Origin of the sequence: Sphingosinicella rhizophila, from assembly GCF_032378825.1 — a bacterium.
In the GTDB taxonomy this organism is placed as follows: domain Bacteria; phylum Pseudomonadota; class Alphaproteobacteria; order Sphingomonadales; family Sphingomonadaceae; genus Allosphingosinicella; species Allosphingosinicella rhizophila.
This window is the reverse complement of record NZ_JAVUPU010000003.1, coordinates 472,668-493,856: the sequence shown is the minus strand read 5'-3', so window position 1 is coordinate 493,856 and position 21,189 is coordinate 472,668. Positions and strand designations below refer to the sequence as shown.

General features: G+C 64.8%; 12 protein-coding genes. 3 read left to right on the top strand and 9 right to left on the bottom strand.

The window, feature by feature from the left end; genetic code table 11:
* Window positions 1-3: 3 nt before the first annotated feature.
* From RQX22_RS08150 to RQX22_RS08135, 4 genes are all read right to left on the bottom strand, one after another.
* Window positions 4-1,302, bottom strand: a complete 1,299-nt coding sequence (locus RQX22_RS08150) for a family 1 glycosylhydrolase (RefSeq protein ID WP_315725380.1) — start codon at window positions 1,300-1,302, stop codon at window positions 4-6.
* Between the two features lie 227 nt (window positions 1,303-1,529).
* A complete protein-coding gene (locus tag RQX22_RS08145; RefSeq protein ID WP_315725378.1) occupies window positions 1,530-5,918 on the bottom strand; it encodes a beta strand repeat-containing protein in 4,389 nt (1,462 codons plus the stop codon).
* 105 nt (window positions 5,919-6,023) lie between these two features.
* Window positions 6,024-7,370, bottom strand: coding sequence for a CsgG/HfaB family protein (locus RQX22_RS08140; protein ID WP_315725376.1), 1,347 nt, complete (start codon window positions 7,368-7,370; stop codon window positions 6,024-6,026).
* 14 nt (window positions 7,371-7,384) lie between these two features.
* Entirely contained in the window at window positions 7,385-7,882 is a 498-nt protein-coding gene (locus RQX22_RS08135) for a hypothetical protein (protein ID WP_315725374.1), read from the bottom strand.
* Window positions 7,883-8,424: 542 nt separating this feature from the next.
* Between RQX22_RS08135 and RQX22_RS08130 the strand changes: the two genes are divergently transcribed.
* Window positions 8,425-9,120 carry a response regulator transcription factor gene (locus RQX22_RS08130; protein WP_315725373.1) on the top strand — a complete coding sequence of 232 codons (696 nt, stop codon included), beginning with the start codon at window positions 8,425-8,427 and terminating at the stop codon, window positions 9,118-9,120.
* Window positions 9,121-9,199: 79 nt separating this feature from the next.
* Here the strand turns inward: RQX22_RS08130 and RQX22_RS08125 are convergent, their stop codons facing one another.
* On the bottom strand, window positions 9,200-9,448 hold the full coding sequence (locus RQX22_RS08125) for a hypothetical protein (RefSeq protein WP_315725371.1): 249 nt from the start codon (window positions 9,446-9,448) through the stop codon (window positions 9,200-9,202).
* Between the two features lie 474 nt (window positions 9,449-9,922).
* Between RQX22_RS08125 and RQX22_RS08120 the strand changes: the two genes are divergently transcribed.
* Window positions 9,923-11,170, top strand: coding sequence for a DegT/DnrJ/EryC1/StrS family aminotransferase (locus RQX22_RS08120; protein ID WP_315725369.1), 1,248 nt, complete (start codon window positions 9,923-9,925; stop codon window positions 11,168-11,170).
* Window positions 11,167-13,074 carry a polysaccharide biosynthesis protein gene (locus tag RQX22_RS08115; protein ID WP_315725367.1) on the top strand — a complete coding sequence of 636 codons (1,908 nt, stop codon included), beginning with the start codon at window positions 11,167-11,169 and terminating at the stop codon, window positions 13,072-13,074. The genes RQX22_RS08120 and RQX22_RS08115 overlap by 4 nt, the downstream gene beginning before the upstream one ends.
* Window positions 13,075-16,577: 3,503 nt before the next feature.
* Here the strand turns inward: RQX22_RS08115 and RQX22_RS08110 are convergent.
* From RQX22_RS08110 to RQX22_RS08095, 4 genes are read right to left on the bottom strand one after another with little or no spacing between them, the layout of a single operon-like run.
* Entirely contained in the window at window positions 16,578-16,958 is a 381-nt protein-coding gene (locus tag RQX22_RS08110; protein ID WP_315725365.1) for a hypothetical protein, read from the bottom strand.
* A 2-nt stretch (window positions 16,959-16,960) separates the two neighbouring features.
* The gene (locus tag RQX22_RS08105) at window positions 16,961-18,319 is read right to left on the bottom strand and encodes an O-antigen ligase family protein (protein WP_315725363.1); all 1,359 of its coding nucleotides are present in this window, start codon (window positions 18,317-18,319) and stop codon (window positions 16,961-16,963) included.
* Window positions 18,319-18,960 carry a tetratricopeptide repeat protein gene (locus tag RQX22_RS08100; protein ID WP_315725361.1) on the bottom strand — a complete coding sequence of 214 codons (642 nt, stop codon included), beginning with the start codon at window positions 18,958-18,960 and terminating at the stop codon, window positions 18,319-18,321. The genes RQX22_RS08105 and RQX22_RS08100 overlap by 1 nt, the downstream gene beginning before the upstream one ends.
* Window positions 18,961-18,963: 3 nt before the next feature.
* Complete coding sequence (locus RQX22_RS08095) at window positions 18,964-21,177, bottom strand: GumC family protein (RefSeq protein ID WP_315725359.1); 2,214 nt, start codon at window positions 21,175-21,177, stop codon at window positions 18,964-18,966.
* Between the last annotated feature and the right edge of the window lie 12 nt (window positions 21,178-21,189).

The following is a 21,189-nucleotide window of genomic DNA, read 5'->3' as shown; positions in this document are numbered from 1 at the left end:
GCGTCATGGTCCGAGCTCCGGCGACGAGGCCTGTCCCTCCTCCCCTTCCTTGAACCGGTCGGCGTCCCGCTCCTGGTCGCGCGCATGCGCTCCTCCGGCCTGGGATGGCGGGACGATCGGTACCACCAGGCACACGCTCGAGGCCGGAAGGACGTCGCGCCAATCGGCGATCAGCTGCTTATAGGCGCGGCCGACATTGCGGATCTTGCGGTCCAGGTCATAGAGGCCGAGCGCGTTGACGTTGCCGTTCTGCTCGCGCAGGGCAGTGTCCCAGTCGACCTGATCGGTCAGCGAATACCAGGTGAAGCCGACGGTCGGAATGCCCACGTTGCGCAGGCGCAGCACGTTCGCCCATTCCTTCCACAGCCATTGCACCGCTTCCTGTCCGGTCGGGCCCTCGACCAGGTTGGTTTCGGTATGCATGACCGGCAGCCGATAGCGTTCATAATATTGGCGCGTGATCTCGGAATAGCCGAACACTTCGCCCGCCGCCTCGGTATGCCCGTTGGGATGAACGCGATGCTCGTTCGTGCGATAATAATCGTTGCCCAGGATGCAATGCTGCTTCAGCCGGTGATGGAGGAAGAAATGATATTCCTCCTTCGTCATCCCGCAATCCATCAGGAACTCGTACATCTCGCTGTCGACGCGGCGCCCGTAATTGAGGTCGAGCGACAGGAAGCGCCTGGCATTCATGATTTCGGCGGGGCCGATCGCGGCGGGGCTGTCGGCATGGAAATATTCGGAGGATTCGCTCTGGACGAAGATGGCGTCGGAGCGCCGTTTGAGGATCTCGATCATTGCCAGCACGTTCGCTTTGACGATGTGCTTCAAGGCGGTGACGAACCCGAGATCCGTCGTGAGCTGCTCGTTCCACCAGCCATATTTGGCGGAGAAGACCGCGCAGATGAACATCTCGTTGACCGGCGTATAGAGCTGGACCCAGGGATAGCGGTCCGCAAAGGCGCCGGCATAATTGGCGAACTGCATGGAGAAATCCGGATTCTGGAAATCGCCCAGCCAGTCGGGCACGCCGAAATGGCAGAGATCGACGATCGGCGTGATGTCGCGACGCTTCAATTCCGCGAAGGCGAGGTCTGAAAACTCCCAGTCGAACTTGTCGGGGCCCAGGAAGGTGCGGTGGATGGGCGGTCCGTAGCGGAGGAAATGGATGCCCAGTTCCTCGACCAGGTCGAAATCCTCGCGCCATCTTTCATAATGGCCGCATGTCTCCATCTGGTCGACCCGGATGCGGCCATTCTGGATCGTCGGGATGCTGTTCTCGATCCCCGTGCAGAACATGAAATTGGCGATGGCTGCGTTCCTCCCGTCTCCGCGGGACGAGAGCAAGCGGGCCGTGCCCCTGTCTCATCGCCGCGCCATGTCCGTCCGGGGAATAAAGAGCCGCAGCGGATAAAGTTGCATCGGGGCCGACGCGCCGTGCCGGCGGCTCGCCAGGCCGGGGCAAGACAAAGAAAGGGGCCGCCGCGTCGCCGCGACGGCCCCAGTTGTTCGACTTTTATGTAGGATCAGCGACCAATAACATTCGACGCCGAGTTGCCCACCGCGGTTGCCCCGACGGTGTTGCCGGTGACACCGAGGCTGCTGTTGACCACGGCTCCAGCCGGCGCGCCGATCGTGATCGAAGCGTTGGCAGTGGCCGAGATGGCGCCCGTATTGTTCTGGACGTTGGCCAGACCGGCGGCAGCGCCGTTGTTGAGGCCATTCACCGACATCGTGTTGACGGCATAATTGCCGAACGCGACGGCATTCGCGCTGTTGCCGGAGACGCTGACGGTCGAGTTGGTGGCCGCCCCGGTAAACCCGTTCAGCGCGACCGTGTGGCTGATGCCCGTGGCAACGGCACTCACGGATCCGGTGTTGGACTGGCTGTTCAGCACCAATGCCGGAGCGGAGGCGTTGAGGTCGGTCCCATCGAACGTGACAGTCGCCGCAGTCGCGGTCGGAGCCAGCGTGCCGCCCGAATAGTTGAGGGTGTTCGCCGCAACGTTGCCAGCCGCCTGAGCGTTGGTGGCATTGTTGTTCAGGGCGATCCCGCTATTCGCCAGCGCCGTTCCGGCACTGCTGTTCGAGGAGAGGTCAGCATCCGTCACGGCTTCCGCCAGGACATTCGTGCTGCTCACCTGATGGCTTGAGACCACAGCGGACGCGCCGTTGTTGGCGAGGCCGGAAACGGACGCCGTGTTGATGGCCCGGTTGGAAGTGGCTTCGGCCGTCGTGATATTGCCGCTGACGTTCAACGATGAGTTGTTCACTCCGACACCGCCGACGTCGTTGTTGCTGATGAAGGTCGACACTTCGCTGTTCAGCTCTCCGCTGGCCAACTGGTTGTTGTTCAGTACATGATCGCCCACCGAAGTGGCCTCGTTGTCGGCGCCCAGTACAGCCGCCGAACCGCCCTCTTCGCCGGCCAGATTGGTGGCCGAGATGATGATCTGGTTTTCAACGCTGTTAACGTACGAGCGGGCAACATTGCGATTGCCGCTGATGTCGACGCTGGTGTTGCTGACCTCGATCGGGGCACGAAGCTCCAATGTCGACGTAGCCTCCACGTCCACCGCATCGCCGCTCTGGTAGGAATAGAGCGCCGAGTTCACCGCGAACTGACCGCTGACGACGTTGGTGCCCTCGAGCGACAGGCTGTTCGCACCGCGATTGGCTGCGGCTTCGACGGTGTGGACGTTGCCCAGCAGATCGATCGAAGAGTCGGTGACGCTGGTGAGAGCGCCAAGGTTGACGAATTCGATGCTGCTGTCGGCATCAGCGCTGATGCTGGCGCCATCGGCTTCCTGATCATTGCCGAGGACGAAATCTGCCGAGGCGCTTTCATCGTCCGCGAAGGCTGCGACGTTGTTGCCGGAAGCGCTTATCGTATTCGCGGAGACGTCCAGCACGGTGACGCCGTCATTGCCGATCGCCCGGGCGGTACGGATGTTCTCCGACAGCGAAACCGAAACATTGTCGACGGTGTTGGTCGCACCGCCGGCTTCCACCAGAATGCCGCTGCCGTCTTCTTCGCCGACTTCTGCATCCACGCCGCCGCTCAGTTCCTGATAATTCTGAATGGCCGCAGTGGCCTGGAGGTTGTTTGCTTCCAGGGTCAGCGCGCTCGAGCCGACATTGCCCAATGCCGTGGCCGAGAAGGCATTGCCTTCGACGTTCACGGAAGAATCGGTGAAGGCGCTGCCGAGGCTGATATAGATGTCGGCATCGTCACCTTCGTCGCTCTGGACCTCGGCATCGATGTCGGCAGCGCTCACCTGTGCATTCTGCACGGAGAAAGCCGCGTTCACGTCGACGGTGGCATCAGAGCTGACCGAACCGCGCACGTCACCCCCGGCAGCGGCCACGACGATATTGTTGCCGCTGACGTTCAGATCGTTGTCGATGATGCGGTTGCCGATGGCCGAGGCGGCGACATCATTGTCCGAAACCGAGATGCTGCTGGCCTGTTCGAACTGACCGCCGACCCGGATCGAGATCGCTTCTTCGTCGCTATCGACATCGGCATCGATGTCGACTTCGCCGACCCACTGGCCGTTGCTGACGGCCGCGACATTGGCAAATCCATCGCCATCGACGGTCAGGTTGCCGGCATCCACCGACAGAGCGTTGCCGCCGTCATTGCCGAAGGCACGAGCTGCGATCGCATTTTCGTCGATGGAGAGTGCCGAGCCGAGGCGAAGACGGTTGGCAACGTCGACGTCGAGCAGCGAGCCGCTGTCGAAAGTATCCGGATTCGACAGAACCTCGGCGAACACGTCGCCCAGCTGCATCTGACCGTTCTGAACGACATAGCCGGCGCTGCTGGCCAGGATGCCATCGTCCATCGAGATGGCGATCTCGCCAAGGGCCGCACCAGCGATCAGGATGCTGTTCGCATCGACGGTGGCATCGTTCTGGGCAGCATTGCCCGACGCAACCGCATATTGCTGGTTGTTCGACAGGTTGATGTCGTTCGAGACCGAGTTGAAGCCCACGTCGATCGATGCGTCACCGCGGAAGCGAGCCAGCACCTCGGCGTCGAAATCGTTATATTGCAGGCTGTTGATACCCGCGCCCGTTCCAACGTCATTGCCGTCGAGGTTGAGATCGCTGTTGGCGATGTTGCCGGCGGCGATAGCTTCCTGGACGTTGCCCGCAACTTCGAACTCGCTGTCGCGAAGTGCCTGGTTGTTACCGGTGATGCCCTGGACGAGGATGGACGATCCGAGGTTCAGCGCACTGGTCGGGGTGTTGTCGTTGATCTGGATGTTGGAAACGGTTGCGGTGCCGTCGGCGTCCGCGACGATCGGGAACGGAGCCGAAAGCGTGAAGTCGGCCGTGCCGTTGCCAATGTCGAGAGCGACCGCGTCGAGATCGAGCAGCTGCGCCGAATTGTTGCCGGTGGTGATGGCGCGGACTTCGTTCGCGTTCACCGTCACGACATTGTCGTCGACATTGCCCGGAACAGCGGCGCCGATGCTGGCCGCGATGACCGTGTCTTCGGTGACGGCGCGGGTCACGCCATCGACATTGCTCTGATAGTTCACCACGGCGGCGGTGCCGGCGAAGCTTGCAGCAGTGCCTTCGTTCAAGATGGCGCTGGAGGCTTCATTGCCGTTGGTCGAAGTCTCGATCGTGTTGTCGGACACGTCGATGGTCGCACCCTGGGGTTCGAGAACATAGGCCGTGATCGCCGCAGTCTCGGTGCGGGAATTGAGCCAGGCCGCATCGATATTCCGCTGAACGCTGGTCACCAGAAGATCGGCGTCGCCGCCGATAATGACCAGGCCGGGGGTCACGAATGCACCCGAATCTCCGGTCGTGCCGGCGCCGGCGAAGGACATGCCGCTTTCGAGGACGATGCGATTCCCGGCACCATCGACATCGCCGAGGGCGCTGTTGCCGGTGGCCGAAGCGCCGATTTCGTTGTCGCTGACCGAAAGGCTGCCGCCGAACGATTCTGCGGCCACGCCGCCGCTATTGTCGATGTCCGCACCAATGATGGAATTGAGCGTTTCCGCGTTGCGGCCGCCGGCATGGGCGTCGGTCGAGTTGTACTGGTAGCTGGTCACCGCGGCCGAGCCGGCGAAGACGGGGCTTTCGCCGCCGCCGATCGTGACGTTGGTGCTGGCGACATTGCTTTCATATTCGGCGGAGATTTCGTTGCCGTCGACGGTGAAGGCACCTTCGATGCTCGACAATGTCGACGTGCCGAGGGTGTCGATCCCGAGCGAGATGCGGTTGGTGTCGAGCGTCGCGCTCGAGCCCGCGCCTGAATTGCCCTGGACGGTGAGTGCAGCGATGCTGCCTTCCGCCGAATAATTGCCGTTACCGGCAGTGCCGGCGTCGACGATGAGGCCATCGCCGAGGATGGTCGAGGCAAAGCCGTTCGGAACGTCGCCGGTCAGATCGGTGTTGCTGGTGTTGACGGCGGTCCGCGCGAAGATGGTGTTGCCATCTTCTTCAGCCGACGTCGGCAGCCCGCCGAGCAGCGTTTCGATCACGTTATTGTCGGCATTGCTGGTGACCAGGCCCGAATTGATCTGGAAGACCAGGCTGGTGATGCCGTCCGGCGTATCGCCGATCAGGTTGAGATCCCCCGTCTGGTTGATCGTGTTGGCAAGCGCCGTCGCACCGATGGTGTTGGTGCTGACGGTGTTCGACGTCGTGCCTTGCTCATTGGTATTGATGCCGAGAACGGAGTTGCTCGCATCGGCGCTGATCGGCGCGGCATTGTTCTGAACGCCACCGACGGCGGCGAAGCCGTTGACGGTAGCGGAATTCGCGTTGACCGCAGCATCGCCAGCAATTGCCGGCGTGGCCGCCAGCGTGGCGAGGAGTGCGCTGCTGGCGCCGCCGAGAAGCGAGAGGCGAAGGCCATTGAGGCCGTGGGACCGTGCTTTGATAGTCATTCTTATCTCCCTTGTTTTGTTACGGTGACGTCATGACGTCATTTGAAGGTGCGAGGATTTGTACGAAAAACGCTTACATTTTAATGGTCTAGCGAGCTTCTCGGATCAGGTGCCGATTCTGAGCTTGGCGATTTCGATCATTCCCGGTCCGTCGCGGTGCAGGGTGTTGTCGGTGGCGGCCGGGCGCCACGTGACGCGGATGCGGGATTGCGGGATGCCGCGGCTGGCGAGACCGGAGACGACGGCGGCGATACGCTGATCGATCAGCGCATCCCTCTTGCCCGGATCCCATTGCTCGGTGTCGCGGGCGACCAGGACGATATCGACCGCATCGGTCTGGGCAGCGGTGGACGCCTTTTCCAGCGCGCTCAGCGCGCTGCTGTTGAGGCCGGGCGCGCCGACTTCGAACGGGATCTGGATCCAGCTCCCGGTCGACGGGAGCGAGGAGATCGCGCCATAAGTGGCACCGCCTGGAGCAGCCGACTGGCCGGCAGGAACCAGAGCGGGCCCCGGATCCGCATGCTGGCGCAGCTCATCCGCGGATTGCGGCGGGATGCGCGAGCCCATCTTCACGGTCATGCAGGGTTCCGGATCGACCTGGGTGACCGCCCCGACGAGACGCACGACGCCTTCTTCCAGGGCGGTACGGACGCCGAGCTGAAGCGGCTCCTGGCCCTTGGCGCCGACATTGACGTCGAACAGGTCGTTGTCGAAGAAGCGGAAGATGTTGAGGCCGATCTCATAGCCGGTCAGCTGCTTCGACAGGCTGATCGTCTTCACCACCATCAGGCTGTGCGTGTCGACGATGCGCAGATCGATCGCGATCGACTGGTGATAGGTGCGGGCCTTGATCCCCATCTGGTTGACGCCGGCTTCGGCCCCGCCCGAATTGATGTTGTAGTTGAGCTCGGTGATGCCGCCGATGATGAAATAATCCGACTGGGTGATCGAGCCGCCGAAATAGGGGACCCAGGGAACCTGCTGCTTCCCGTCCGCACCGCCCAGCTCGTGGATCTGGCCGTCGCCCAGCTGGCGGCGGTCGATATAGCCGAGCTCGCGCTCCGCGATGGTGGGATCGAAACGTTCCGCGATCCGCACCGCGCCGCCCAGCTTGCCGAGCGCCGAATAGACCATCAGCGATCCGCCCTGCGTGATCGCATTGCCTTCGCTGATATTATATTTGCCGGTATAATCCTTGATGTCGCCCACGGCGATCACCAGCGGCGGCCGCTTCGTCGACGCGACATGATCGGCGAAGCAGGCGAGCGCGCCTTCCATCGGCGTGCGATTGGTGCGTACCGCCGGCCCCATCACTGTGGAGATCTCGCCCGGCGCGACCGTCTGCCGCTGCGGCACGGTGCAAGCCGACAAGGTGACTGCCGCCATGGTCAGCAGCATCGTGGTGCGCAGGAAGCGCGGAGCCCGCAGGCTCCGTCCGTTGAGAATGTTCATGCCCCCTCCGCGACTCAGTTCAGAGCGCCGAAGGTGCAGGCGGTGCTGCCCGACACGTTCGCAGTCTGATTACCCGAATTGGTCTGTGTTGAATTGATCGCCTGCCAGGCGCGACCGCGGACATTGGTCTCGGTGCCGCCGTTCACGTTCGACCCGACCGAGCCGCTATTGCTCTGGTTGCCGGAGACCGTGTTGCCGTCGGTGCTGCCATGGACATCGGTATTGTTGTCGTTGCCGATGGCGTTGGACGAAGCACCCGTCGTGGTGGGCGAATTTGCGACCGTGCTGTTGCTGCCATTGTTGCCGACGGCGCTCGCCGAGACGTTGCAATTATACTGGCGGTCGATGTGGGTGTTGTAGATCGGCGCGGCGTACATGCCGCTCTTTTTCCGCTGGATCATGTCCTGGACCAGGGCCGCATTCGCCTTGTCGGCGCTGGTCTGGAACTGCCAGGCGACGGATTCGCCGTAATTGTTCGCCGCCGCCGGGCCGGCGCATGCCAGGAGAGCCAAAGCCGGTGCGAATATTCTTGTTGATCGAGTCACAACCATCGTCCCGAAATGTGAGGAATCAGAGCAGCGGGATTCGGAACGACGCCGGATTCGCGAAGGACCCGCCACATGCCGACGCCGCCCGATGGCGACGGATGCGGACAAATATGGGCCGAGCCGAAATCACAGAGAGCATCCCCAAAACCCTCCGAGGCCTGCACCCCGGAGTCCCGCCCACGGCCCAAATCTAAAGCCGCGACTTGCCCCCGTTAGATTGTTAATCGCGAATTGTCATCACTTTTTATGAGGAAATGACTCATTTCGTCGCATATTCTCACTTTATGAATAACGAATAGCTGCAAGGAGATAGGTGTATTGAATCCGTTTCGGAGCCGTTCTAGGGCGGCCTCGCGACGGAGTGTCCCGAGGGGTGCGGATTATCATTTCTTATCCGTAATGCTTAACCCTCATTTGGAGATGCGTTTCCTCCCCGCGCGGTGTAGATTGGGCATCCGCCCTTCCTCGAAAAAGACGGCTGATCCGCCGCCATCGAAAGTTGACGATTGTCCAGCCTGCCGCCCCTTCTCCTGGTCGACGACGAGCCCACGCTGCGCCGGACGCTCGAGGCCATCCTCGAATTCGGGGGCTTCGAGAGCGACGCGGTCGAGAATGCGGCCGAGGCGCTGGAGCGGCTGCGCAGCAAGGCCTATTCCGGCATCCTGCTCGATCTCGGCCTGCCGGACGTCGACGGGGCGGAGCTGATCCGCACCATCCGCGCTGAATCCGACATTCCGATCCTGGTCGTGTCGGGGCGGGCCACCGACAATGTCTCCGCGCTCGATCTGGGCGCCGACGATTTCATCGCCAAGCCCTTCCTGCCCGACGAGCTGCTCGCCCGCGTCCGCGCCGTGCTCCGCCGCAACAATCCCGGCGCCATGCCGCCGATGTCGGCGCCGACCCCGACCGAGGTGGAGGAAGAGGCGGAGGAGGCCGGCGTCGAGGAGACCTATTTGCGCGAGGGCACGCTGGAAGCGAAGCTGTTCAGCTTCCTGCTGGAACGATCGGACGAGCTGGTGCCGACCGAGGACCTGCTCGACGCCTTGTGGGGCGAGCGGACCGACCAAGCGCAGAACCATCTGCGGGTGCTGGTGGCGAAGCTCCGGATCCGGCTGAAGGCGGAGGGCCAGAAGCTGCTCATCCTCAACGAATGGGGCAAGGGCTATCGGATGACCGGCGCGACGGACCGGATCCGCAAGTAGCGGGTAGCAAGTAGCCGATAGCGGACGGAGCGGCTGCGCGGGCCAGGATTACCGCCCGCCCGAAGCCCGCCTCAGACGGTCAGGCGCTGACCGGTTCCTCATCGTCGTCGCCGTCGAACAGTTCGTCGTGGAAGGCGATGACCAGGATGGTGGCCAGCGTGAACAGCACGCCGAACCAGGTGCCGGCGGCGGCGCCATCGAGCTCGCTCTGGCCGGCGGGCACCGTTTCGGAGGCGGGAGCGACCGGCGGCGCCGTCGCCGCCGCGGCGGCCGCGGAGGACAGGATCAGAGCGGCCGCGGCCAAGGCATTAACGGTCTTAGAAGCCATGATGAATTCACTCCCTCATCTTCATATCTAGTCCCCAACCCCCAAGACGTCCACTCCGATCCCCCAACAGCTGATCCCGTTTTGCTTTCGGTTTGCAGCATAGCTTCAATAATCGTGTATCGCGGCAATTAAGATTGTTACTAATTAAAGTATATCCGCCGCGGCCACGGGGCATCTGATCGCCTCAATTCCAACCAATGTTAAGATATTCAACCGCCTCCGGAACAAATTGGTCCGAAACGGACTTATCCAGTCATGGAGTTTACTCCAGGTTAAGGCTATTCGCACCAGACTTGTTAGTGCCTGACGCTCATGGGCGGGTATCTCGCCAACGGAAGTGGAAGTCGACTGCTGCCTATGTTGGTAAAGCGTACCCAATCGCGCGCCCCGGAAGAAGGGCATCAGGAAGCGACGCCGGCGGAACCGGGCCGGGCGGAACGATCCCTGACAAGACAGACGCCTTTCCAAGACCCTTTGGCCCAAGATCCTCTGGCCGAACACACCCTGGCAGATCCGAAACCGGGCGAGAGCGCGCAGGCCCATAATCTCGCGCCCACCGCAGCGGAAGCCTGGCCCTTTTATGACGAGGACGAGATTGCGGCGACGGTCGCGGTCCTGCGATCGGGCAAGGTCAACCAGTGGACCGGCGACCGGGTGTGGGCCTTCCAACAGGCCTATGCGGATCATGTCGGCACGGGCCAGGCGATTGCGGTCGCCAACGGATCGGTCGCGCTGGAACTGGCGCTGCACGGCTTCGGCATCGGGCCGGGCGACGAGGTGATCGTCACGCCGCGCACCTTCGTCGCCTCCGTCTTCTGCGTGATGCTGGCCGGCGCGACGCCGGTCTTCGCGGACGTCGACCGGGACAGCGGCAATGTGACGGCGGCGACGATCGAAGCGGCGATCACGCCCCGGACCAAGGCGGCCATCCCGGTCCACCTGGGCGGCTGGCCGGCGGACATGCCCGCCATCATGGCGCTGGCCGAACGGCGCGGCTTCAAGGTGATCGAGGATTGCGCGCAGGCCCATGGCGCCGAGATCGGCGGCCGGCCGGCCGGCAGCTTCGGCGACGCGGCCGCTTTCTCCTTCTGCCAGGACAAGATCATCAGCACGGGCGGCGAAGGCGGCCTCGTCCTGTTCCGCGACGCCGAAGCGCATGACCGGGCGTGGTCGTTCAAGGACCATGGCAAGAACCGGCGCAGGATGATGACCCCCGCCGCCGGCCCGGGCTTCCGCTGGGTGCACGACGCGGTCGGGACGAACATGCGGATGACCGAGATCGCGGCGGCGATCGGCCTGATCCAGCTCGGCAAGCTGCAACGCTGGCGCGCGCTGCGCACCCGCAATGCCGGCATCTGGGCGGAGGCGCTGGCGCCGATCCCGGGGCTGCGGACGCCGCGCCCCGGCCCCGGCCTGACCGGCGCCTTCTATAAATATTATGCCTATATCGACCCCGCGCGCGCCGACGGTGCCGACAATGAAGAGCTGAGGAACGCGATCCTGGCCGAAGCGGCCGCGAAGGGGCTGCGGATCTTTTCCGGATCCTGTTCCGAAGTCTATCGCGAGGCGGCGCTCTCCCATCTTCAGGTCCCCACCCTGCCGGCCGCCCGGGCGCTCGGCCAGGCCAGCCTGATGTTCGAAGTCCACCCCACCCTCGACCCCGACCGGCTGCGCGACCGCGCCGCCGCGGCCGCCGACATCATCGAACGGATCCTGGCATGACGAGCGACGCCATCTCCGCCCTCGGCCGACACCAGAAGAAGGCGATCATCATCCTCTACGATGCCGCCGCGATGATCGTGTCGCTGTGGCTCGCTTTCTCGATCCGGCTCGGCCACTTCCACTGGGCTGCCCGGGATTCGGTGCTCCTGCTTTGCGCCGGCACCGTCATCCTCGGCCTGGTCGCATTGCACGGACTGCGGATCTACCGGATCGTCATCCGTTATTTCGACGTCTATTCGGCGCGGCGGCTGCTGGTCGGCGCGGGTGCGGCAACCGCCATGTGGTTCATGCTGGCCTTCGTTTCCCGCATCGAGAATCTCCCACGCTCGGTGGGCTTCATCTATTTCGGCCTGCTGTTCCTGCTGATGTTCTTCGGCCGGCTCGCCGCTTCCCAGCATCTGACGGCGTCGCAGCCCGGATCGATGGTCCTGGACCGGCGCAAGGGCGGCGACCGCCGCAAGATCGGCGTCGCCATCCAGGGCGCCAATGCGGCCGGATCCGCGCTGGCCGAAACCATCCGCCGGCTCCCGCAATATGAATTGCGCTTCTTCGTCGACGACAATGAGGCGCTGATCGACAGGATGATGCTGGGCTATCCGATCAGGAGCTCCGACGACCTGCGCGAAGCCGTCCAGTCCGGCCGTATCAAGCAGGTCTTCCTGGCGATGGACAATTCGACGCGGACCGAGCGGCTGGCGGCGCTGTCGTCGCTGTCGGGCATGGCCGTGAAGGTGCTGACGATCCCGTCGCACGAGGAGATCATGAGCGGCCGCTACACGATTTCCGACGTGCGGCCGGTGAATGTCGAGGATCTGCTGAAGCGCGACATCGTGCCGGCGATGATGCCGAGCATCGAACGCGGCATCAAAGGCAATTCGATCCTGATCACCGGCGCCGGCGGATCGATCGGGTCGGAAATCTGCCGCCAGGTGCTGGAACAGGAACCGCGCCGGATGGTGCTGCTGGACCATAGCGAATTCGCCTTGTTCGCGATCCAGAGCGAGCTCGACCAGCTGAACGCGCAGCAGCCAAAGGCGCAGCGCACGGAAATCTGCCCGGTGATCGGATCGCTGCTCGACGAAAGGCTGATCGACGGCCTGCTCGGCCATCACGAAATCGACACCGTCTTCCATGCCGCGGCCTACAAGCATGTGCCGCTGCTGGAGGATAATGAGGTGATCGGCGTCCGCAACAATGTGATCGGCACGCGCACGCTGGCGGATGCCTGCGTGAAGGCGAGGGTCCGGCGGCTGACGATGATATCCACCGACAAGGCGGTGCGGCCGACCAATGTGATGGGCTCGAGCAAGAGGCTGGCCGAGCTATACATCCAGGCCCTGGCGCAGCAGCCCAACATGCCGACCCGCTTCGGCATCGTCCGCTTCGGCAATGTGCTCGATTCCTCGGGATCGGTGGTGCAGCGTTTCCGCCAGCAGATCGAGGAAGGCGGGCCGATCACCGTCACCCATCCGGACATCACCCGCTTCTTCATGTCGATCCCGGAGGCGACGCAATTGGTGCTGCAGGCGAACAGCTGGGCGACGGCCGGCGAGGTGTTCGTGCTGGACATGGGCGAGCCCGTGAAGATCGCGGAGCTCGCGCGGACGATGATCTCCTTGTCGGGCATGACCGAACGGAACCAGGAGAATCCGGACGGCGATATCGAGATCGCCTATGTCGGCCTTCGCCCCGGCGAGAAATTGCACGAGGAATTGTTCATCGGCGAGGCGGTGGGCGACACGCTGCATCCGCAGATCAAGATGGCCCATGAACGGTGGGTGCCGATGGCCGAGCTGCAGAATGTGATGGCGCGGCTGAACGCGGCGCTGGCCGGCCATGATGCTGGCGCCGTCCGATCGATATTGTCCGAGACGCTGCGCGAGGATCACCGGATGGTGGCCTGACGGATCGGCAGACGCCGATTCCGTCGTTTTTCCCCGGCCCCTCCCCGCGCGGAAATGCGGGGCGGAATTCCGGGATTCGTGGACCGAAGGTTCAGAAAGTTCGGCTTCCATAGAGCGGAAAAAAGAGCCTTCCCGATGCGGACGGATTGCGGGGCCCGAACGGGGCCGGGGGATCGTGTTCGGCGCAGTTTCCATCGCGGCGGCCATAGCATGGATTGCGGAACATTTGTAGAACGGATGCGGGTGGGTCCACAGTCTGTCCACATATTTTTCGGGTGTGGGGTGTGGGGGTGGGTGGCGGTTGCTTTCCTCGTCATGCCGGGCTTGATCCGGCATCCAGGGGGGTGGCGGCTGCGGTGGTTGGCGGTTGGGCGCGGAGGGGGGCTCCGGGCTGGATCCTGAATCGAGTTCAGGATGACGGTTTGGGGGTGTGGGGGTGGGGGGTGGGCCCCTGCCCTTTCCTTCTTCGTCATGCCGGGCTTGATCCGGCATCCAGGGGGGTGGCTGGTGTGGCGGTTGGCGGGTTCGGCGCGGAGGGGGGCTCCGGGCTGGATCCTGAATCGAGTTCAGGATGACGTGAGGTGTGTGGGGTGTGGGGGTGGAGGTGGCTCCTGCCCTTTCCTCGTCATGCCGGGCTTGATCCGGCATCCATGGGGGTGGCGGGTGTGGTGGTTGGCTGGTCGGGCGCGGAGGGGGGCTCCGGGCTGGATCCTGAATCGAGTTCAGGATGACGGTTTGGGGGTGTGGGGGTGGGGGGTGGCCCACTGCCCTTTCCTTCTTCGTCATGCCGGGCTTGATCCGGCCTCCCGGGGGGGGGGGGGGGCGCCCGGCCCGTGCCTTCGGCGTCCCGCCGGGCTTGATCCGGCCTCCCGGGGGGGGGGGGGGGCGCCCGGCCCGTGCCTTCGGCGTCCCGCCGGGCTTGATCCGGCCTCCCGGGGGGGGGGGGGGGCGCCCGGCCCGTGCCTTCGGCGTCCCGCCGGGCTTGATCCGGCCTCCCGGGGGGGGGGGGGGGCGGTTGCTTTCGTCGTCATGCGGGGGTTGCTCCGGCATCCAGGGGGTGGCGGGGGGGGCGGTGGGCGGGTGCGGCGCGGCGGGGGGCTCCGGGCGGGCTCATGAAGCGAGTTCAGGATGACGGTGTCGGGGTGTGGGGGTGGGGGGTGGCCCACTGCCCTTTCCTTCTTCGTCATGCCGGACTTGATCCGGCATCCAGGGGGTGGCGGGTGTGGTGGTTGGCTGGTCGGGCGCGGCGGGGGGCTCCGGGCGGGCTCATGAAGCGAGTTCAGGATGACGGTTTGGGGGTGTGGGGGTGGGTGGCGGTTGCTTTCCGCGTCATGCCGGGCTTGCTCCGGCATCCAGGGGGTGGCGGGTGTGGTGATTGGCTGGTCGGGCGCGGCGGGGGGCTCCGGGCGGGCTCATGAAGCGAGTTCAGGATGACGGTTTGGGGGTGTGGGGGTGGGTGGCGGTTGCTTTCCGCGTCATGCCGGGCTTGCTCCGGCATCCAGGGGGTGGCGGGTGTGGTGATTGGCTGGTCGGGCGCGGCGGGGGGCTCCGGGCGGGCTCATGAAGCGAGTTCAGGATGACGGTTTGGGGGTGTGGGGGTGGGTGGCGGTTGCTTTCCGCGTCATGCCGGGCTTGATCCGGCATCCAGGGGGGTGGCTGGTGTGGCGGTTGGCGGGTTCGGCGCGGAGGGGGGCTCCGGGCTGGATCCTGAATCGAGTGCAGGATGACGTGAGGTGTGTGGGGAGTGGGGGTGGAGGTGGCTCCTGCCCTTTCCTCGTCATGCCGGGCTTGATCCGGCATCCAGGGCGGTGGCTGGTGTGGCGGTTGGCGGGTTCGGCGCGGAGGGGGGCTCCGGGCTGGATCCTGAATCGAGTGCAGGATGACGTGAGGTGTGTGGGGAGTGGGGGTGGAGGTGGCTCCTGCCCTTTCCTCGTCATGCCGGGCTTGATCCGGCATCCAGGGCGGTGGCTGGTGTGGCGGTTGGCGGGTTCGGCGCGGAGGGGGGCTCCGGGCTGGATCCTGAATCGAGTGCAGGATGACGTGAGGTGTGTGGGGTGTGGGGGTGGAGGTGGCTCCTGCCCTTTCCTCGTCATGCCGGGCTTGATCCGGCATCCAGGGGGGTGGCGGGTGTGGTGGTTGGCTGGTCGGGCGCGGAGGGGGCTCCGGACTGGATCCTGAATCGAGTTCAGGATGACGTGAGGTGGGTGGGGTGTGGGGGTGGAGGTGGCTCCTGCCCTTTCCTGGTCGTGCCGGGCGTGATCCGGCATCCAGGGGGGGGGCGGGTGTGGGGGTTGGCTGGTCGGGCGCGGAGGGGGCTCCGGACTGGATCCTGAATCGAGTTCAGGATGACGTGAGGTGGGTGGGGTGTGGGGGTGGAGGTGGCTCCTGCCCTTTCATCGTCATGCCGGGCTAGATCCGGCATCCAGGGGGGTGGCGGGTGTGGTGGTTGGCTGGTCGGGCGCGGAGGGGGCTCCGGACTGGATCCTGAATCGAGTTCAGGATGACGTGAGGTGGGTGGGGTGTGGGGGTGGTCCCTGCCCTTTCCTTCTTCGTCAGGCCGGGCTTGATCCGGCATCCAGGGGGGTGGCGGGTGTGGGGGTTGGCTGGTCGGGCGCGGAGGGGGCTCCGGACAGGATCCTGAATCGAGTTCAGGATGACGTGAGGTGGGTGGGGTGTGGGGGTGGTCCCTGCCCTTTCCTTCTTCGTCAGGCCGGGCTTGATCCGGCATCCAGGGGGGTGGCGGGTGTGGGGGTTGGCTGGTCGGGCGCGGAGGGGGCTCCGGACAGGATCCTGAATCGAGTTCAGGATGACGTGAGGTGTGTGGGGTGTGGGGGTGGTCCCTGCCCTTTCCTTCTTCGTCATGCCGGGCTTGATCCGGCATCCAGGGGGGTGGCGGGTGTGGTGGTTGGCTGGTCGGGCGCGGAGGGGGCTCCGGACAGGATCCTGAATCGAGTTCAGGATGACGTGAGGTGTGTGGGGTGTGGGGGTGGTCCCTGCCCTTTCCTTCTTCGTCAGGCCGGGCTTGATCCGGCATCCAGGGGGGTGGCGGGTGTGGTGGTTGGCTGGTCGGGCGCGGAGGGGGCTCCGGACAGGATCCTGAATCGAGTTCAGGATGACGTGAGGTGTGTGGGGTGTGGGGGTGGTCCCTGCCCTTTCCTTCTTCGTCATGCCGGGCTTGATCCGGCCTCCAGGGGGGTGGCGGGGGTGGGGGTTGGCTGGTCGGGCGCGGCGGGGGCACCGGGCTGGATCCTGAATCGAGTTCAGGATGACGGTGTGGTGGCGGGTGTGGTGTTGGCTGGTCGGGCGCGGAGGGGGGCTCCGGGCTGGATCCTGAATCGAGTTCAGGATGACGGTGTGGTGGCGGGTGTGGTGTTGGCTGGTCGGGCGCGGAGGGGGGCTCCGGGCTGGATCCTGAATCGAGTTCAGGATGACGGTGTGGTGGCGGGTGTGGTGTTGGCTGGTCGGGCGCGGAGGGGGGCTCCGGGCTGGATCCTGAATCGGGTTCAGGATGACGGTTTGGTGGGGGGTGCGTCGGGGTCGGAGTCGGGGGTGGCGGTTCTGGTCCGGTGTTCGAACAGGGTGGTGTAGCGGCCGATCAGCAGGAGGATGGTGGGCCAGAGCATCGTGTTCCAGAGATCCTTGGCGGATTCTTCCCAGAGGCGGGCGGCGACCCAGCCTTCGCGGTGGAGATCGATGGCTTCGTTGCCGAGCTCCACGGCCAGGACGAACAGCCAGGGGAAGCGGCTGCGGCGGGTCTGGCGGAAGGCGAGCATGGCGGCGAGGTAGAGGAACAAGGCCGCGTGGATGTGGAGCGCATCCTTGTCCAGCCCGGTATAGTCGACCAGGAAGATCTTCAGATCGTGATAGAGGCCGTCCTTGCCCATGATCAGCCCCGACGGCGGGCGGTGCGGGCGGGATCGTCCTTCGGTTTCGGCGCCGGCTCGCGTGCCAGGAAGGTGCAGGCGATCGCGGCGAGGACGGCGATGGCGGCGGTGCGCACCGGATAATCGACCAGGGAGTGGAGCATGAGGGCGGCGGTCGCCACCGATCCGGCGCGGCCGAGCGAGGCCGCGGGCGTCCGCCAGACCGCGACCATCCGCCGTCCCCACCAGAGGAAGAAAGCGCCGAGCAAAAGGATGCCGGCGACGCCGGTTTCCAGCACCCATTCCAGATAATCGTTATGGGCGTGATTGGCATAAGTGCGGGTGCGCCGGTCCGGTTCCTCGTTCATCCGGTACAAGGGCACGAAGGTGCCGAAGCCGCTGCCGGCCGGCATGAAAGCGGGGACGATATCGGCCGTCCGCTGCCACATGATGCCGCGCGTGGTGCCGACTTCCCCGGGCTGCGACGACAATTCCTGCTTCAGCACGGCCCCGGAACCCGCCAGCACGATGGCGCCGGCCGCGAGCATCAAAGCGACCGAGCCGAGCCAGAGGCGGGAGACCCGGCCGGTGAGATCGGTGACGATCATGCCGATGCAGAAGAGGGTGACGGGCAGGAGCAAGGCGAGGCCCATGCGCGACCCGCCGATCGCGACCGCGCCGGCGAGCAAGGCATAGAGGCAGGCGAGGATGAGCAGCTTGGGAATCCTGTCCTGATCCAAGAGCCGCCCGCCGCGCAGGGTCGGCGAGGCCAGAGCGGCGACGAAGGGAAGGCTCATCAGCAGCAAGGTCGCCTGGTGATTGACGTTGGCGAAGAAGCCCACCATCGACCCCCAATTGGTGAAGGCGTAGAAATAGAGCGGGGAATCCCGGCTGCCCGCCTGCTGCGCGACGCCGAGCAGCATGGCGATGACGGCGAGAATGGCGATCGCGACCGGCAGCAGCCGGCTCCATTCGCCGCCGCGGACCAGCAGCGCGACCATGGCGAGAGGCGGCAGGATCGAGAGTGCGGCGGCGATCGCTCCGTCCGGATTCAAGGACCAGGACATGTAGGGCAAGGACAGGCCCAATTGATCGAATGCCCTCTCCGCCACCGCCCGTCCCGGCAAGGCGGTCCAGACACCCGGCGGCAGCGGCACGGCCTGGAGCGCGGCGAAGACCATGAAGAGGACACCGAAGATCATCAGCGCGCCGAGCGGCCCGCGAAAGAGAGAGGCCCCCTGCCGGAAGGCCAATATGGCCAGGATGAGAACGGCCATGACCTGCAGCGCGGCATTGGCGAGCAAACCGGCGGCGCTGGAACCGCCGAGGATCATGCAGGCGGCAAGATAGAGGAAGCCCGCCGCCATCCCCGCCCGCGCCATCAGGATTCGTCCCCCTTCAGTTCGGCGAGGAGCGCGGGATCGGCACCGTTCTTCTTCGCTTCACGCAGGAAGCGGGAGCGCCAGGCCGGATCCTCGCCCAGCTTCGCGATCAGGACCTTCTTCGCCTCCGGATGCTGGGCCAGGAGCAGCAGGATCTTGGCCATGACGGGCGCCGTATCCTTCCTCCCGCCAAGCTTCTTGATCTGGTCGATCGCATCGCCCCACCGGCCCTGCTGGATATTGACCATCAGGGACAGGACCTGCCGCGAGGTGCCGGGCCGGTTCCGTTCCTTGGCCAGATCCATGTAATGGGACGCCTGCGGCAGCCGCCCCGCCTGCCGCGCATGCCAGGCGGCGGCCACCATCGGCGCGTCGGAAAGCGGCGCCCGGGCCAAGGCACGGCGCAATTTTTCCTTCACGGCCATATCCGGCTGCCGCCGCGTTTCCAGCAGGATGGAATTGGCGAGAGCGACGCCCGAAGGCGGCGGGAATTTCAGCGCAAGCGGCGGCGCGGTGGAGGCGAGCAGGCCGATCGCGACGTTGCGGAGGATGAAATAGATGGCGGCAAGCGCGACGACGAGGATGCCAAGGCCGAAGCCGATCGGGCGAAGCCCGGCAGGGAATGGGCCGGAGCCGGTCACCGCCTATTTGTGGCGCGGCAGCATGATCTTGGTCTTGGCGATCCCCTGCTGTTCATCGCCATAACCGTAACCGTAGCCGTACCCATAGCCATAGCCGGAGGTCTTGGCGTTAAACTTGGTGAGGACGCCGCCCAGGATACGGGCATTGGCCGCGCGCAGCCTGTCCACCGTGTTCATCGCCACCGACATCCGCACCTTTTCCGCCTCGAAGATCAGCAAGGTGCGATCGCAAAGCGAAGCGAGGATCGGCGCGTCGGCCAGGCCCAGGACCGGCGGCGCATCGACGATGACGATCTGAAACCAGGCGCCGAGTTCCTTGAGGAGCTGCGGCAGGCGCTGTTCGGCCAGCAGATCGGCCGGGTTCGGCGGCAGCTTTCCGGCGACGATGATCGACAGGTTGGGAATGGAGGTACGGATGATGCTTTCGGACACGGTCGAGGCGCCGACCAGGATGCTGGACAGGCCATGCCCTTCGCTCGATTCCACCCCGAAGGACGGATGGCGCATATCGGCATCGAGCAGCAAGGTGGAGAAACCGAGCCTGGCGAAATTCTGGGCGAGGGCGAGCGACGTCGTGGTCTTGCCTTCGCTGGCGCCGGCGCTGGTGACCAGCAATGTGGCCGGCGCCCCGTGCGGCGTGGCGAACTGGATCGCGCTGCGCAGCGACGAATAAGCCTCGGCGACGGCGGAGCGCGGATTGGCGAGCGCCTCGGTCAGCAGCACCCCCTTTTCGACCTTCGGAATGACGCCCAGAGCGGGAATCTTCAATTTGGCTTCGAGATCCTCGAGCTTGCGCACCGTATTGGTGAAGAATTCCAATGCGAAGGCGGTGGCGAGGCCGGCGAGCAGGCCGAGCAAGGCGCCGACCAGGCCGTTGAAGATCGGATCGGGCTTGAAGGGCGAGCCCGGCCGTTTGGCCGGATCGACGATCGAGATAAGGTTTTCGCCGGTGCCGGCCGAGGCGCCGACGGCCTTGTAGCGTTGCAGCAGCGCATCGTAGAGCTGTCGATTGGTATCGAGATCGCGCTGCAGGATATTATATTGGATCGAGCGGCCGCGCAGATCGAGCACGGCGCCGCGCAGCCGGTTGACCCGCCCACGCAATTCCGCCTCACGCGCGGCGGCGGCCCGATATTCGGCCGCCAAAGCCGAGACGACCGACGTCGATTCCCGGCGAAGATCCCGTTCCAGCGCATCGATCTGCGATTGGAGATCGACCATTTCGGGATGGTCCGGCTTCATCGCATTGCGCTTCTGCTGATAATCGGCGCGCAATTGCGCGAGCCGCGACCGGATCCCCTGCGCCGTCGGATTCTGAAGCGTTTCGGTGGTGGTGGTGGCCCGCGCCTGATTATATCTGGCCTGGGCCGCGACCCGCGCATTCTGGGCCACGCTGAGTTCCTGGTTCGCGGCCGCCAGCGACGCCGCGTCGAGCGACTGGCTGGCCTGCCCCTCGCTGCTGTCCTCACCTCCGGATGCGACCGAGACGATATTCTGCTGCTGTGCATATGCGACCAGCTTGCGTTCCGAATCCTCCAGTTTCTCGCGCGCGTCGGTGATCCTCTTTTCAAGAACCTGACGCGCATAAGCATTGGAATCGAGACCGCGTTCGATATGCGAACTGATCGCGCCTTCGGCCACCGCATTGGCGATACGCGCCGCGAGCGCGGGTTCGGCATCGACATAGGAGATTTTGGCGAGGCGGCTGTCATCGACCGGCTCGACCTTCAAATTGGTCGAGATTTTGGACGCGGCCTGATCCAGTTTCGACTGGGGCGAAGCGGCGGGATCGGCGAAATCCTCACGCGCGGTAAGGTTCAGCTCCCGCGCCACCCGTTCGGCGAGCGAGATGCTGGCGAGCAGGCCATATTGGGTCTGCAGTGATTGCGGATCGGTGAGCGGCACGGCCTTCTGCCCATCCCCCATGTCGACCATGGTCATACTCTCGGCATTGATTTCTATGGTCGCGGTGGCACGGTACATGCGCGTCGTCAGGATCGTCGCGAGCGCCGCCAGGCCGATGCCGACGACCAGGCCGGCCAGGATGACCCAACGATGCTTGACGATGATCCGCCAGATTTCGAAAAGGCCGAACTGCCCTTCGCGCGCCGGCGCGGCCATGGCGGGGCCGATCGGGAAGCCCAAGGCGGTCGTGCCGGCCGGGGCCGTCGCGAGAGCGCGGGACGCGGGAGCGTTCAAACCGGGATTGTCAGCCAAAATTCAGCAAAC